14 protein-coding genes and 1 pseudogene are annotated in these 15,192 nt (G+C 65.5%); 9 read left to right on the top strand and 6 right to left on the bottom strand.

Translation table 11 applies throughout. From position 1 onward, the window contains the following. Nucleotides 1–54 precede the first annotated feature (54 nt). Nucleotides 55–194 (top strand): annotated as a pseudogene (locus AS156_RS44355) (transcriptional repressor); the annotation flags it as partial. A 1-nt stretch (nt 195) separates the two neighbouring features. Beyond that, a partial coding sequence (gene irrA, locus AS156_RS14125; protein WP_245312809.1) for an iron response transcriptional regulator IrrA occupies nt 196–551 on the top strand: 356 nt, incomplete at its 5' end. A gap of 172 nt (nt 552–723) precedes the next feature. Here irrA and AS156_RS14120 read toward each other — a convergent pair. Beyond that, on the bottom strand, nt 724–1,248 hold the full coding sequence (locus AS156_RS14120) for an SH3 domain-containing protein (protein WP_066504918.1): 525 nt from the start codon (nt 1,246–1,248) through the stop codon (nt 724–726). Between the two features lie 339 nt (nt 1,249–1,587). On the opposite strand from AS156_RS14120, the gene AS156_RS14115 reads away from it, so the two are divergent. Next, the gene (locus AS156_RS14115; protein ID WP_066504916.1) at nt 1,588–2,592 is read left to right on the top strand and encodes a 2-hydroxyacid dehydrogenase; all 1,005 of its coding nucleotides are present in this window, start codon (nt 1,588–1,590) and stop codon (nt 2,590–2,592) included. A gap of 307 nt (nt 2,593–2,899) precedes the next feature. On the opposite strand, the gene AS156_RS14110 is transcribed toward AS156_RS14115, so the two are convergent. Beyond that, nucleotides 2,900–3,811, bottom strand: a complete 912-nt coding sequence (locus AS156_RS14110; RefSeq protein ID WP_066504914.1) for a LysR family transcriptional regulator — start codon at nt 3,809–3,811, stop codon at nt 2,900–2,902. A 124-nt stretch (nt 3,812–3,935) separates the two neighbouring features. Here AS156_RS14110 and AS156_RS14105 point away from each other — a divergent pair, with 124 nt between their 5' ends. Continuing rightward, on the top strand, nt 3,936–4,943 hold the full coding sequence (locus AS156_RS14105; protein WP_066504911.1) for an aldo/keto reductase: 1,008 nt from the start codon (nt 3,936–3,938) through the stop codon (nt 4,941–4,943). Between the two features lie 215 nt (nt 4,944–5,158). Here the strand turns inward: AS156_RS14105 and AS156_RS14100 are convergent, their stop codons facing one another. Both AS156_RS14100 and AS156_RS14095 read right to left on the bottom strand, forming a co-directional pair. Then, a complete protein-coding gene (locus AS156_RS14100; protein ID WP_066504909.1) occupies nt 5,159–5,959 on the bottom strand; it encodes a HesA/MoeB/ThiF family protein in 801 nt (266 codons plus the stop codon). Nucleotides 5,960–5,987: 28 nt separating this feature from the next. Beyond that, nucleotides 5,988–6,182, bottom strand: coding sequence for a hypothetical protein (locus AS156_RS14095; protein WP_066504906.1), 195 nt, complete (start codon nt 6,180–6,182; stop codon nt 5,988–5,990). On the opposite strand from AS156_RS14095, the gene AS156_RS14090 reads away from it, so the two are divergent. Further along, the gene (locus AS156_RS14090) at nt 6,181–7,557 is read left to right on the top strand and encodes a serine protease (protein ID WP_066504903.1); all 1,377 of its coding nucleotides are present in this window, start codon (nt 6,181–6,183) and stop codon (nt 7,555–7,557) included. The two genes, AS156_RS14095 and AS156_RS14090, sit on opposite strands and share 2 nt — an antisense overlap. A gap of 413 nt (nt 7,558–7,970) precedes the next feature. Here the strand turns inward: AS156_RS14090 and ggt are convergent, their stop codons facing one another. Both ggt and mutM read right to left on the bottom strand, forming a co-directional pair. After that, nucleotides 7,971–9,650, bottom strand: a complete 1,680-nt coding sequence (gene ggt, locus AS156_RS14085; protein WP_066504900.1) for a gamma-glutamyltransferase — start codon at nt 9,648–9,650, stop codon at nt 7,971–7,973. Nucleotides 9,651–9,712: 62 nt separating this feature from the next. Then, complete coding sequence (gene mutM / locus AS156_RS14080; RefSeq protein ID WP_066504898.1) at nt 9,713–10,594, bottom strand: bifunctional DNA-formamidopyrimidine glycosylase/DNA-(apurinic or apyrimidinic site) lyase; 882 nt, start codon at nt 10,592–10,594, stop codon at nt 9,713–9,715. Nucleotides 10,595–10,674: 80 nt separating this feature from the next. On the opposite strand from mutM, the gene ubiE reads away from it, so the two are divergent. The 4 genes from ubiE to dut all read left to right on the top strand — a co-directional run bounded on the left by ubiE (nt 10,675) and on the right by dut (nt 15,019). Beyond that, nucleotides 10,675–11,436: a bifunctional demethylmenaquinone methyltransferase/2-methoxy-6-polyprenyl-1,4-benzoquinol methylase UbiE gene (gene ubiE / locus AS156_RS14075; protein ID WP_066504895.1), complete on the top strand. Its 762-nt coding sequence runs from the start codon at nt 10,675–10,677 to the stop codon at nt 11,434–11,436. Continuing rightward, nucleotides 11,433–13,007, top strand: a complete 1,575-nt coding sequence (gene ubiB / locus AS156_RS14070; RefSeq protein ID WP_066504892.1) for a 2-polyprenylphenol 6-hydroxylase — start codon at nt 11,433–11,435, stop codon at nt 13,005–13,007. Before ubiE ends, ubiB begins: the two co-directional genes overlap by 4 nt. A gap of 132 nt (nt 13,008–13,139) precedes the next feature. Next, the gene (coaBC, locus tag AS156_RS14065; protein WP_066504887.1) at nt 13,140–14,564 is read left to right on the top strand and encodes a bifunctional phosphopantothenoylcysteine decarboxylase/phosphopantothenate--cysteine ligase CoaBC; all 1,425 of its coding nucleotides are present in this window, start codon (nt 13,140–13,142) and stop codon (nt 14,562–14,564) included. Next, on the top strand, nt 14,561–15,019 hold the full coding sequence (gene dut / locus AS156_RS14060; RefSeq protein ID WP_066504886.1) for a dUTP diphosphatase: 459 nt from the start codon (nt 14,561–14,563) through the stop codon (nt 15,017–15,019). Before coaBC ends, dut begins: the two co-directional genes overlap by 4 nt. Nucleotides 15,020–15,192 lie beyond the last annotated feature (173 nt).

Here is a 15,192-nt window from a genome sequence, read left to right as displayed (position 1 = left end):
CATCCTTTTTATATTTCCTAGGAATATCGCCCGAGTTAGGTGCATAGAGTGGATATGAACGAGGAAGTATCGGTTTCGAACGATGACGCCGTGCACCCGGCCGCACGGGGCGCTGGGCATCACCCGGCCCTGACCGGCTGCCCGTGGCATGACGTCAACGAGATGCTGCAGGCTGCCGGCCTTCGGCCGACCCGNCCCGCCAGCGCATGGCGCTGGGTTGGCTGCTGTTCGGCAAGGGCGCGCGTCACCTGACCGCCGAAATGCTGTACGAGGAAGCCACGCTGGCCAAGGTTCCGGTGTCGCTGGCGACCGTCTACAACACCCTCAACCAGCTCACCGATGCCGGTCTGCTGCGCCAGGTCAGCGTCGACGGCACCAAGACCTATTTCGACACCAACGTGTCGGCGCACCACCACTTCTATCTCGAGCACAATCACGAGCTGGTCGATATTCCCGACCCTAACCTCGTGCTGACCAAGATGCCGGATGTACCGGAGGGCTATGAGATCGCCCGCGTCGACATGGTCGTGCGGCTGCGCAAGAAGCGCTGATCCCACCCGATCGTCATGCGCGGGCTTGGCCCGTGCATCCATCGTTCCCGGCTGAATTTTGTCTGATAGATCGCCGGGTCCCGTCTACGCCAAGGCTTCGACGGGGCCAAGGCTCACGGGCGCGCCGAAGCTTCAGCGGAGGCGGCAAGCCCGGCGATGACGGGCTGTCGCGTCAATCCACCTTCTCGTCGGCGTAGACGCCCCACAGGCGCTGCTGCTCGATCCAGCCGTCGAATCCGTTGCCGGTGATCCGGCACCAGTTGTTGGCGCACTTCCTGACCTGCGCAACGACGCCGGCCTGCAGCCGCGCCGCGACCGCGCTGGTGACGTCGGGATGATCGTAGATCGAGGCGAGATCGTCCTTCTTCTTCATCGTGACGACCGCGGTGCGGCGGCCGGACAGCAGGGAGTGGTAGACCCAGCCTTCGGCGCCTTCGGAGTCGCGCACCCTGCGCCAGTTCTCGAATTCGGCCGTGACTTCGACCGGCAGGCCGGCTCGGGTGTAGACCCAGGCGACGTCATTGTCCTTGGTCGGGCCGGCGCGGACGTTCACATGATCGGATTTCAGGCTGACATAGCGCGGGATCGGCAATCCGCTGGTGGTGGGGCTCAGATCCTTGGCCGTATGTCCCGGCATGATCGACGCGCCGAGCATGCTCCCGACCAGCGCCGCCAACGAACCGAAACGCCAGAACATCAACTCGTCTCCTGTCGAGATGACCAACCCGCATTCGGCGAGTTGCAACCCAAACCCACGCCTGGATACCAGGCCCCCTGTGCCGGCGCCGTCCGCTCCCCCAGCCGTGATTCCGAGGGGTTCTTGTCTTGGCCCGGCCTTCTGCTAGAGAGGACGACAAGCTTGAGAACCAGAACGCCCGAATTTTCCGCCGGCAAATGTGCGGTCGATATCGGGGAACCGTAGGAAACGCGAAGGAAACGCCGGGACAGCGCGGCATTCAGCAGTGTCGATCAACCGGGTTAATGAGGTCTGAACGGCTCGAATTTTAGCGAGCTGAATGCCTCATGAGAGCAGGACATGTCGGTAAAGAAAAAGCCTCTCGTCGTCGTCACCCGCAAGCTGCCGGACTCGATCGAGACCCGGATGCGCGAGCTGTTCGACGCCAGATTGAATCTGGACGACACGCCGATGACATCGGAGCAGATCGCGGAAGCCGTGCGCAGCGCCGACGTGCTGGTGCCGACGGTGACCGACCTGATCCGCGACGACGTGATCAACCAGCCCGAATGCAAGCTGAAGATGATCGCCAACTTTGGCAACGGCGTCGACAATATCGACGTGACGGCGGCCCATGCGCGCGGCATCACCGTGACCAACACGCCGAAGGTGCTGACCGAGGATACCGCCGACATGACCATGGCGCTGATCCTCGCGGTGCCCAGGCGCATGATCGAGGGCGCCTCGATCTTGACCGAAGGCAAGCAGCACTGGGCGGGCTGGTCGCCGACCTGGATGCTCGGCCACCGCATCGGAGGCAAGCGGCTCGGCATCATCGGCATGGGCCGGATCGGCCAGGCCGTGGCACGCCGCGCCCGCGCCTTCGGGCTGCAGATCCACTACCACAACCGCCGCCCGGTCGCGCCGGTCATCGCCGACGAACTCGGCGCGACCTATTGGGAAAGCCTCGACCAGATGCTGGCCCGGATGGACATCATCTCGGTGAACTGCCCGCACACGCCCGCCACCTACCATCTGCTGTCGGCGCGGCGGCTGAAGCTGATCCGGAAAGAGGCCTACATCGTCAACACCGCGCGCGGCGAGGTGATCGACGAGGACACGCTGGTCAAGCTGATCGAAGCCGGCGACGTCGGCGGCGCCGGTCTCGACGTCTATGAGCACGAGCCCGCGGTGAACCCGAAGCTGGTGCGGCTGGCCAAGGCCGGCAAGGTGACGCTGCTGCCGCATATGGGCTCGGCCACCATCGAAGGCCGCGTCGAGATGGGCGAGAAGGTGATCATCAACATCCGCACCTTCCTCGACAACCACAAGCCGCCGGATCGCGTGCTGCCGAGCATGCTGTAGCTCCTACGGCACAGCCAAAATATCGAAAACAACCCCATGCAAAGTAGCCGGTGCTCGCTGTAGCCGCGCATTCGGTGTCGTCCCTGCCTAGTGCGCAATTGCGCACGGGAGCAGGGACCCATAACCACTGGCCCAAATTGTTGGACGAGGTCCGCGTTCCGACCAGTCGCAACCTCGTTTTGACGCAATAGATCGCCGTCCGCCCGTTGTGCCTCAAACTATGCCCTGTGGTTATGGGCCCCTGCGCGCAGGGGCGACAGCAGGGTCTCGGCTCAAGGCCGGGACGACGGTGTGGTGACAGCCTGCCCTATTTCTTCCGTCCCGCCTGCTTGCGCCAGTCGGCGACGAACGCCACGAAGGCGGCGAGCGCCGGCGGCGGCTGGCGGCGGCTCGGATAATAGAGGAACGGCCCGGGAAACGGCGGGCACCAATCGTCGAGCACGCTGATCAGCGCGCCGGATTTGACGCCGTAGCGGACATAGCCCTCGAACGTCGCCCAGTAGCCGACGCCGTCATGGACCGCGCGCAGCGCGAGCCCGAGATAGCTTGCGATCAGCCTGGCCGGCGGTGATAGCTTGACCACGCGGCCGTTCTTCTCGAACTCCCAATCGAAGATCGCGCCGTTGCTGAAACGGGTGCGGATGCAGGCGTGGTTCAGCAGGTCCTTCGGCTGCATCGGCCGGCCATGCTTTGCGACGTAGTCGCTCGAAGCCACGACAGCGTAGCGCTGCGGCGCGCCGAGCGGGACCGCGACCATGTCCTGCGCAAGATGCTCGCCATAGCGCACGCCGGCATCGAAGCCCTGCGCGACGATATCGACGAACGCGCTCTCCGCGACGATATCCAGATCGATCTTCGGATATTTCGCGAGGAAAGACGCGACCATCGGCGACAGCACGAGGTCGATCGCCGGCGGCGGCGCGTTGATGCGCAAGCGGCCCGACGGCTCCGCGCGCAGGCCGCGCACCTGGTTGAGCGCATCGCCGACATCGGTCATTGCCGGTCCGACGCGAGCGAGCAACAGTTCGCCGGCTTCGGTGAGCGCGACGCTGCGGGTGGTGCGGTTCATCAGGCGAACGCCGAGCCGCTCCTCCATGTCGCGCAGCCGCTGGCTGAGGCTCGAGACCGAGACGCGGCTCTCCAGCGCGGCACGGCGGAAGTTGCGCGTGCGCGCCACCGCCACGAAGGCGTCGAGGTCGCGGAGGTCGAAATCCTGCATTGTTCGATATAGTGAACAAGCTATTCGGCATTGTCCAGCTTATCGCGGGAAGGTGGCGGACGCATATCAGCTGCACCATTTGCGGCGGATCGCCCGCTCGCGACCTCTAGGGAACACCACCACCATGGACACACGCAAACTCGGTTCCACCGGCCCTGTCGTCTCGCAGATCGGCCTCGGCTGCATGGGCATGTCCGACTTCTACGGCCCGACCGATCGCAGCGAGAGCATCGCCACCATCCACGCCGCGCTCGACGCCGGCATCACGCTGCTCGACACCGGCGATTTCTACGGCATGGGTCACAACGAGATGCTGATCGGCGAGGCGCTGAAAGGCAGGAACCGCGACAATCTGCAGATCAGCGTCAAGTTCGGCGCGCTGCGCGATCGCAACTACGGCTTTCTGGGCTATGACAGCCGCCCCGTTGCGGTGAAGAACTTCGTCGCCTATTCGCTGCAGCGGCTTGGCGTCGATCACATCGACATCTACCGCCCGGCGCGCCTCGATCCCAATGTGCCGATCGAGGACACGGTCGGCGCGATGGCCGACATGATCAAGGCCGGCTGGATCAGGCATATCGGCCTTTCCGAGGTCGGCTCCGAGACCATCCGCCGCGCCCACAAGGTGCATCCGATCGCCGACCTGCAGATCGAGTATTCGCTGATCTCGCGCGGCATCGAGGACGACATCCTGAAGACCTGCCGCGAGCTCGGCATCGGCATCACTGCCTATGGCGTGCTGGCGCGGGGGCTGATCAGCGGCCACTGGTCGAAGGACCATGCCGAGGCGAAGGATTTTCGCCTGCTCAGCCCGCGCTTCCAGGCCGGCAACATCGATACCAACCTCGCGCTTGCCGATCGCCTGCGCGTCATCGCCGGCGAGATCGGCGCTTCTCCGGCGCAGCTCGCCATCGCCTGGGTCGCGGCACAGGGCAAGGATATCGTGCCGCTGGTCGGCGCACGGCGGCGCGAGCGGCTGAACGAAGCACTCGGCGCGCTCGACGTGAAGCTGAGCGACGCGCATCTTGCCGCGCTGGCCAAGGCATTTCCGCCTGGCATCGCCGCCGGCGGCCGCTATCCGGAAGAACATCTCCGGCACATGGACAGCGAGAAGCCCGCAACGGCGTTCTAGAGCAAGATGAGTTTGGATCGAATCGGTTCGACGATGCACTTGCTTCACCTCTCCCCGTCGGGGAGAGGTCGATTTGCGAAGCAAATCGGGTGAGGGGCCGCAGACCTACCGAGGGACTGTAACCCCTCACACGGCGCTACGCGCCGACCTCTCCCAAGGGAGAGGTGAACCTCCGCTGTCGATCCAGTTCGACCTGATCTCATCACGCCTGAATCCTACTGATGCCCGCTCAGATCGGTGATGGCGGGTTCATCACCGTTGAGCGGGTTCTGCGGATCGCGCGCGTAACGCAGGGTTTCGAAGCGCATCGCGCGCGCATCCACCATCAGCAGCCGGCCGACCAGGCCTTCGCCGAAGCCGACGATCTCGCGGATCGCCTCCAGCGCCATCATCGATCCCAAAATGCCGGCAAGCGCGCCCATCACGCCGGCCTCGGCGCAGGCCGGCACGGTGCCGGGCGGCGGCGCTTCCGGAAACAGGCAGCGATAGGTCGGGTTGAACTCGCCTTGCGCGTTTTTCTCATGGGCGCGGATCGTGGTCAGCGAGGCATCGAACTGCCCGAGCGCCGCCGTGATCAGCGGCTTGCCCGCGAGAAAGCAGGCATCGGACACCAGATAGCGGGTCTCGAAATTGTCGGAGCCGTCGAGCACGAGATCGTAATCCGCGATCAACGGCATCGCGTTGCCTGCGTCGAGCCTCATCGCGTGCGCCTCGAACCTCACATGCGGATTGAGTGCGTGGATCTGCGCGGCGGCGCTGTCGACCTTGCGCTTGCCGACATCCGACGTCGTATGGATGATCTGGCGCTGCAGGTTGGAGAGCGACACGATGTCGTCATCGACCACACCGAGCCTGCCGACGCCCGCCGCCGCCAGATACATCAGCGCCGGTGCTCCGAGACCGCCCGCGCCGATCACGAGGACCGAGGCCGCCTTCAGCGCATTCTGGCCAGGGCCACCCACCTCGCGCAGCACGATGTGGCGGGCGTAACGTTCGAGTTCGTCGGCACTCAGCATGTTCGATCAGTCCTACATCCCTATCCCCTCATGGTGAGGAGGCGCGCAGCGCCGTCTCGAACCATGAGGCCCGGTCCGTGGCCTCATCCTTCGAGACGCGGCTCGCGCCGCTCCTCAGGATGAGGGTTGAAAGCTGAACCCAGGCGCGGTTGTTGCCGACCAAGCAGATGTGCTTAATTGCCCGGACGTCAATGGTTTCAGTCGTCTCTTCCGGATTTGTCATGAGATCGGTGCTTTCGGCAACATTGATGGTCGCGGCCGTTATGGTCGCAGGGGTGGGCGCGGCGCACGCCCAGATGACGCCGCCGTCGACGCTTGGCGCCAAGCCGAAGTCCGTGACGACAGTGCCGATCCGGCCCCCGCTGCAAAAGCCGGAAGATACTGCGAACGCGATGGCGCAGGCCGAGCGGCTGGCGCTGCAATCAGACCTCGCCTGGGTCGGCCAATATAACGGCGCGATCACCGGCGACGTCAGCGAGCGCATGGTCAACGCGATCAAGGAATTCCAGAAGGGCCGTGGCGGCAAACCGACCGGCGTGCTGAACCCGCAGGAGCGCGGCGTGCTCGCCGACACCGCGCGGCGGCGGCAGGAGAATGTCGGCTGGAAGATCGTCACGGAGCCCGCCACCGGCGCGCGGCTCGGCATTCCCTCGAAGCTGGTGCCGCAGCTCACCAGCGATGCCTCCGGCGCCAAATGGACGTCGGCGACCGGCACGATCCAGGTGCTGCTGACGCGGCGCAAGGAGGCGAACCCGACCACCGCCAGTCTTGCCGACCGCGAGAAGAAGGAGCCGGCCGGCCGCACCATCGACTACACCGTCGTAAAGCCTGACTTCTTCGTGCTGTCGGGTATGCAGGGGCTGAAGAAGTTTTACCTGCGCGGCACCTTCAGGGGTGACGAGGTCCGCATCCTCACCATTCTCTACGACCAGGCGACCGAGAATACCGTCGAGCCTGTTGTGATCGCGATGTCGAGCGCGTTCAACGCGTTTCCTGCCGGCGCGCAGATCGGACCGCCGCCGCGCAAGACCGTGGAATATGGCACCGGAATCGTGGTCAGCGATGACGGCGCTGTTATCACGGACCGCGTCGCGACCGACGACTGCATCGCGCTGACGATCCCGGGCTACGGCAATGCCGATCGGGTCGCCGAGGACAAGGAGCACGATCTGGCGCTGCTGCGCATTTATGGCGCGCGCGGGTTGAAGCCGCTCGATATCGCCGGCAATGCGACAACGACGGCGCTCGACATCACCGGCATCGCCGATCCGCAAAACCAGGGCGGCGGTGCGGCAGTCAGCAGTGTGAAGGCATCGGTGGCGCAGCTCGGCGGCGGGGGCGATGCGGCCCTGTCACCGGCGCCGGCGATCGGCTTCTCCGGCGCGGCGGCGCTCGACAGCGACGGCAGGTTTGCCGGCATCGCGTTGCTGAAGCCCGTCATCGTTGCCGGCCCCGCGAACGCGACGCCTCCGGCGCAAGCCGCACTGGTGCCCGCAAGCACGGTGCGCGACTTCCTGAAAGCCCATGACGTGACGGCATCAGGCGGATCGGCGGATGCCAAGGCTGCGGTCGTCCGTGTGATCTGCGTCAGGAAATAACTCAAGCCGTCATCGTCCGCCACCGGGTCGCGCGCCCGATGACAGGCTCCGGCGGACGATCCGGCAGAGCAGCCCGGGCTCTGTCCATTCGTCGTCCCGGCGCAGGCCGGGACCCATACGCCGCAGCAGGCGTTGCAGGCGGGACTCGCCGTTTCAGCAGCGCGCAACAATGACGGGCTGTGGTTATGGGTCCCGGCTTTCGCCGGGACGACGATGGGGATGGCTCTCGATTCAAGATTTCAAACACGCGGTGCCGTCGTCCGCCACCGGGGTCGCGCGAACGCGCGCCCGATGACAGACCCCGGCGGACGATCCAGTATTCCAGAGCTAGTTGCGATAGAGCCGAGAAGCCGCGGCGTACTGGATGCCCGCTTTCGCGGGCATGACGATCTCACTTGTGAGTGTACCCGCCCTCACCGCAAAGCGAACCGCACGCCGACGCGGGCGAGACCGCCGGCAATGCCGATCGGTGTGCCGTCGGCGCGCCAGCACGCCGCACCCGACATCGTGCCGTTGCCGTGAAACTGGATCGCATTCATGCCGCCAGCGACCGTCGACACCACCTGCACCTTGTGGCCTTTCGCGACGAGCGCAGCACGGACCGTCTCCGGCACGGCCTGCTCGACCTCCAGCGCGTTGCCTTCGGTCCAGACCCGCGGCGCCTCGACGGCCTCCTGCAGGCTCATGCCGTGGTCGATCAGGTTGATCAGTGCCTGCATCGCGCTCGGGAAGATGCGCTTTCCGCCGGGCAGGCCGAGCGCATAAGCGAGCTTGCCGTCGCGCAGCGCCATCATCGGTGACATCGAGGTGGTGACGCGCTTGCCTGCGGCGAGCGACAGCGCATGTCCCGGCCGCGGATCGAACAGGTTCATGTAATTGTTCGGAACGGTGCCCAGGCCCGGAATGAGGATCTTGGCGCCGAACAGATTGTTGATGGTCTGCGTGGTCGCAACCACATTGCCCATCGCATCGGCTGCGGTCATGTGCGTGGTGTGCGCGCTCTCGAGCTGCGTGACGCCGGCGCGCCAGGCCTGCGCGCGACCGGGATCGATCGCGCGACGACGTTCCTCGGCATAGGCCTTCGAGGTTAGCCGCTCGACCGGCACGTTGATGTAGGCGGGATCGCCGCTTGCTGCCTCGCGATCGGCGAAGGCGATCTTCAGCACTTCGGCGAGATAATGGATCGTCTCCGCCGAGCCGAAGCCAAGGCGCGCGATGTCATAGCCTTCGAGGATGTTGAGCATCTGCGTGATGTGCACGCCGGATGCGGCCGGCGGCGGCGGACCCAGAATCTCCCAGCCACGGTAATCGCAGCGGATCGGCTGCCGCTCGACGGTCTTGTAGGTCGCAAGATCCTCGCGCGCGATGAAGCCGCCATTCTTTTTCATGTAGTCGACGAGGATGTCGCCCAGCGGTCCCTCGTAAAGTGCGTTGTCGCCGTGATCGGCGATGTATTTCAGCGTCTCGGCATATTCGGACTGCACCACGCGCTCGCCGGGCTTCAGCGGCTCGCCTTTCGGCAAATAGATCGCCGAGATCGGCTTGTCCTTCAGCATCTCCGCGGCGCCGTCGGTGATGCATTCGTGCAGATAAGGCGTCGCCGCATAGCCGCGCGCGGCATGCTTGATCGCGGGCTGCATCACGTCGGCGAGGCTCATGGTGCCGAAGCGGCGCAGCGTTTCACACCAGGCCTTCAGCGAACCCGGCACGGCCACCGCTTTCGGCCCGTTGAGGTTCTCGTTGCCGACGGTGTCGAACACGTCATGCGCCGAACCGGGCTTGGAGGTGTAAGTGTCCGGCCGCACCGCCTTCGGCACCGTGCTCTGCCCGTCGATGAAACGATGGCTGCCGTCGGCGAGGCGAATATGCGCCATGCCGCCGCCGATGATGCCGACCATCATCGGCTCGACCACGGTCAGCGTGAACAGGGTCGCGATCGCGGCATCGATGGCGTTGCCGCCGGCAGCCAGCATCTCGGCGCCTGCGGCTGAAGCCAGCGGATGATTGCTCACCACCATGCCTCGGCTGCCGGTCGACGGCTGCTTCTGGCATTCGAAATTCGTTGCCGCGCGATCCCGCCAATTGCCGCTCATGATCCTGCTCCCTTGTTGTTGCGCTTCCGGTGTGCCCCGGAATGATGAACGCGAACCCAAACCTATTTCTGGCACTTCAGGCACCAGAACGTCGAACGGCCGTTCTGGGTGAAGCGCTTCACGATGCCGCCACAGCCAGCGGTCCGGCACGTCTCGCCTTCGCGATCGTAGACCTGGAACGAATGCTGGAAGTAGCCAAGCTCGCCATTGGTCAGCCGATGGTCGCTGATCGAGGAGCCGCCGGCCTTGATCGCCTGGTTCAGCACCGAGTGGATCGCGCCGACCAGACGCTTGGCATGGTCGGTCGGCTCCGCCTTCTTGGTTGCGAGCGTTGCGGCCAGACGCCGCGGCGACAGGTGCGAGCGAAACAGGGCCTCGCAGACATAGATGTTGCCAAGTCCCGCCACCACGCGCTGATCAAGCAGCGCGGCCTTCAGGCTGGTCTTCTTGTTATGGCACGAGCGCGCCAGCATCGCGGCGTCGAATTCGTTGCCGAGCGGCTCGGGCCCCAGTCCTTTCAGGAGCGGCTCGTCCTCGATCGCGTTGCGGGCGACGATCTTCATGTAGCCGAAGCGCCGCGGATCGTTGAACACGACAGCCGCGCCTGATGACATGTGGAACACGACGTGATCGTGCGCGCGATCCTCGCTGCGCGGATGGTGGAATTGCCCCGGGGCAGCGGTGTCATCCGCCTTCAGAACGCGGAACGAACCCGACATGCCCAGATGCATCACCAGCACGTCGCCGGAGGTCAGGTCCGCCATGAGGTATTTGGCGCGGCGGCCGAGCCCGGTGACGGTCTGGCCCTCGAGCCGGGCGATAAAGTCTTTTTGAAACGGAAATCGCAGATCTTTTCGACGGGCTTCCGCCCTGACGATTTGTGAGCCTTCCATCGCCGGTTGCAGGCCGCGGCGGACGGTCTCGACTTCGGGTAATTCCGGCATGGCAGGCATTCACCTTTTGGAAGTGACGTGATAGCGCCATTGCGGCCGCCGCGCTATGGTCCGGCCAGGAGTTAGAATTAATGGATCGGCCGGGTCAAACTACCCATTTCGGCTTCAGGGACGTGCCCCTGGGCGACAAGCAGACGCTGGTGAACGATGTGTTTCACAGCGTGGCGCAGCGCTATGACTTGATGAACGATCTGATGTCGGCAGGCCTGCACCGGGTCTGGAAGGACATCATGATCACGACGCTGGATCCGCCGAAGGGCGACAGGCCGTTCGCGCTGCTCGACGTCGCGGGCGGCACCGGCGATATCGCATTCCGTGCCGCCAAGGCGGCGGGCACCGGTTTCCACGCGACCGTCTGCGACATCAACGGCGACATGCTCGCCGTCGGCCGCGAACGCGCCGCCAAGCAGCATCTCGACGAGCGCGTGTCGTTCGTCGAAGGCAATGCCGAAACGCTGGCATTCGCCGACCGTTCGTTCGACGCCTACACGATCGCTTTCGGCATCCGCAACGTGCCGCGGATCGACCTCGCTTTGCGCGAGGCCTATCGCGCGCTCCGGCCGGGCAGCCGCTTCCTGTGCCTGGAATTCTCCACTGTCGACGTGCCCGGTCTCGACCGGATCTACGATCTGTTTTCCTTCAAGGTGATCCCGCCGCTTGGCCGCGCCGTCACCGGTGACGCCGAGTCCTATCAATATCTCGTCGAGTCGATCCGCAAATTCCCGCGCCCGAACGCGTTCGCCGAGATGATCGGCGCCGCGGGCTTTTCGCGTGTGAAGTGGCAGAGCCTCTCCGGCGGCATCGTGGCGTTGCATACGGGCTGGCGTTTGTGATCTCCGCACTGTCCCACATCGCGCGCCTCGCCCGCGCCGGTTTCGTGTTTGCGCGCGAAGGCGTGTTCGGCGTCGTCGATCCATCGCTGGTGCCGCCGCCCGGACAGCTCGCGCTGAAGCTGGCGCGCCTGGTCGAACGCCACGGCGCCAAATCCGGCCCGCGGCTGTCGCGCGCGCTGACGCGGCTCGGCCCCGCCTATCTCAAGCTCGGACAATTCCTGGCCACCCGGCCCGACGTGGTCGGCGTCGTGATGGCGCGCGATCTCGAAAGCCTGCAGGACCGGCTGCCACCGTTCTCGCAGGAAGAGGCCGAAACCGTGATCACGCAATCGCTGGAACGGCCGCTGTCGCAGGCGTTTGCCAGGCTGGGTCCGGCGGTTGCCGCCGCCTCGATCGCGCAGGTGCATCGCGGCGAGGTCGAACATGACGGCATGCGGCGCCAGGTCGCGGTCAAGGTGCTGCGGCCGAACGTCGCCGCACGCTTCCACCGTGACTTGAGCGATTTCTTCTTCGTCGCGCGCAATGCCGAGGCGCATTCCGCCGAAGCGCGGCGGCTCCGGCTGATCGAGGTCATCAACACGATGTCGCGCTCGGTCGCGATGGAGATGGACCTGCGGCTGGAAGCGGCCGCGCTGTCCGAGATGGCGGAGAACACCGCCGGCGATCCGGATTTCCGCGTGCCGGCGGTCGACTGGGACCGCACCACCCACAATGTCCTGACGATGGAGTGGATCGACGGCATCGCGCTGAACGACCATGCGCGGCTCGAGCAGGCCAAGGTCGACCTGCCCGATCTTGGCCGCAAGGTGATCCAGAGCTTCCTGCGCCACGCGCTGCGCGACGGCTTCTTCCACGCCGACATGCACCCCGGCAATCTGTTCCTCGACGAGTCCGGCCGCCTCGTTGCGGTGGATTTCGGCATCATGGGACGGCTCGGGCTGAAGGAGCGACGCTTCCTCGCCGAGATTCTGCTCGGCTTCATCACCCGCGATTATCGCCGCGTCGCGGAGGTGCATTTCGAGGCCGGCTACGTACCGGGGCACCATTCGGTGGAGAATTTCGCGCAGGCGATCCGCGCGATCGGTGAACCGATCCACAACCGGACCGCCGAGGAAATCTCGATGGCGAAGCTGCTGACGCTCCTGCTCGAGGTGACCGGCCTGTTCGACATGCAGACGCGGCCCGAGCTGATCCTGCTGCAGAAGACCATGGTGGTGGTCGAGGGCGTGGCGCGCGGCTTCGACCCGAAGCTCGACATCTGGAAGATCGCCGATCCCGTGGTGCGCGAATGGATCACGCATAATCTCGGCCCGGCCGGCCGTATCCAGAGCGCACTGTCGGGCGCCGGCGAGCTCGGCCGCGTCATATCCAACCTCCCGTCAATCGCCAGCCGCGCCATGACGGTGCTCGAGCAGCTGGAGACCATGACCCGGGAAGGCCACATGCTGTCGTCGGACACCATCGACGAAATGGCCCGCGCTGAGGCCCGCAAGGCGCGGCTGCAAACCGTCGGCCTCTGGGTCATTGCCGTCGCCCTGATCGGAATCTTCTTCGCCATCCGAGGACAATGATTGCAATGCATGCATCATATGATAGCATCGCTATCATCCTTGTTTGAGCATGATCTCCGCGCAAACGCTTCGCGCTTGCCGCGAGGGAAAAACGCTTCGCACCTTTCCAGGATCATGCTGTGAGGGCATGCCATGGCCAGCCTGACCATCCGCAAACTCGACGACACGCTCAAAGCCTATCTGCGGCTGCGTTCCGCGAAGAACGGGCGTTCGGTCGAGGAGGAGGTCCGGGTGATCCTGCGGGAGCTCTCGGAGGGCCGTGCGGAGCCCGTAGAAGCGTCCGTCCCGGCTCTTGCGGCAGCCCCCGCGCCTGCCCCGCGGGCCACCGGTGCGGCCGGCGAGCCCCGTATCACCCTGATCATCGGCGGCGGGATCGCGGCCTACAAGGCGCTGGACCTGATCCGACGGCTCAAGGAGCGGCGCATCCAGGTCCGGTGCGTGCTGACCAAGGCGGCCCAGCAGTTCGTCACTCCGCTCGCGGCCAGCGCGCTGTCGCATGAGCGCGTCTACAGCGACCTGTTCGATGCCGAGAGCGAGTTCGACGCCGGCCACATCCGGCTGGCGCGGGAATGCGATCTGATCGTGGTGGCGCCGGCGACCGCGGACCTGATGGCCAAGATGGCGCAGGGCCATGCCGACGATCTCGCCAGCGCCATCCTGCTTGCGGCCAACCGGCCGATCCTGCTCGCGCCGGCGATGAACCCGCTGATGTGGAACAATCCGGCCACCCGCCGCAACGTGCTGCAGCTCCGCCGCGACGGCATCCACACCGTCGGCCCCAATGCCGGCGAGATGGCGGAAGCCGGCGAAGCCGGCGTCGGGCGGATGGCTGAGCCGACCGAGATCGCCGCTGCCGCCGACCACATGCTGCGGCCGCCGCAGCCGCGCCCACTCGCCGGCAAGCGCGTGCTGATCACGGCCGGCCCGACCCATGAGGCGATCGATCCCGTCCGCTACATCGCCAACCGCTCCTCCGGCAAACAGGGCTTTGCCATCGCCGCCGCCGCGCGGGCCGCCGGCGCCGACGTCGTGCTGGTCACGGGTCCGGTCGAACTGCACGATCCGCCAGGCGTATCCGTCATGCGCGTGGAGTCGGCGCGCGACATGCTGCACCGGGTCGAGGCGGCGCTACCGGCCGATGTCGCGATCTTCGCCGCGGCGGTCGCCGATTGGCGCGTCGCCACTGAAGGCACGCAGAAGCTGAAGAAGACCGCCGCCGGCATGCCGCCGCTGCAGCTCGTCGAGAACCCGGACATCCTTGCGACGATCTCGAAACTGAAGGACAAGCGGCCGCCGCTGGTGATCGGCTTCGCGGCCGAGACCGAGCATCTGATCGAGAACGCCAAGGCGAAGTTCGCGCGCAAGGGGTGCGACTGGATCGTCGCCAACGACGTCTCGCCCGCAACCGGCGTGATGGGCGGCGACCGCAATACCGTTCATCTGCTGGCGCGCGACGGCAAGGAGGTGACGGTCGATTCCTGGCCTGTCATGACCAAGGAAGAGGTTGCCGCGGCCCTGGTGTCGCGCATCGCAAGAACCGTAGGAGCAACATCGTGAGCGCCGTGATCAAGGTCGAGGTCCACCAGCTTCCGCACGGTGCAGATCTGCTGTTGCCGATCTATCAGACTGCCGACGCGGCCGGGCTCGACCTTTTGGCGGCGGTACCACGCACGGCGCCCCTGATCCTCCTGCCCGGACGGTATGAGATGGTTCCGACCGGGCTGACGATTGCGCTGCCGCCGGGCTACGAGGCGCAGGTGCGGCCCCGCTCCGGCCTTGCCGCCAAATACGGCATCACCGTGCTGAACTCGCCCGGCACGATCGACGCCGACTATCGCGGCGAGATCAACGTGCTCCTCATCAATCACGGCGAGAAGGCGTTTTCGATCCGGCGCGGCGAGCGCATCGCGCAGATGGTGATCGCGCCCGTCACCCGGGCGGAGCTGGTTCCGGTCGACGTGCTGTCGGCGACCGAGCGCGGCGGCGGTGGATTCGGCTCCACCGGCCGCTAGCGCCAGCGTGCAGACCGAGTCACTTCGCGTAAAATTCGCACCATCGCGCCCATTTTTTCACAGCGGATTTTGCGTTCACGGTCTGGACTCTTACTCGCCGACTCCCGTTGGGACTATTCTGCTTTGATTCGAGCACGACGGGGGGTCTTCGTCGAGCTTTCTGGTCCTGCTTG

Source organism: Bradyrhizobium macuxiense (assembly GCF_001542415.1).
GTDB lineage: Bacteria > Pseudomonadota > Alphaproteobacteria > Rhizobiales > Xanthobacteraceae > Bradyrhizobium > Bradyrhizobium macuxiense.
This window is presented reverse-complemented; position numbering and strand designations above follow the sequence as displayed.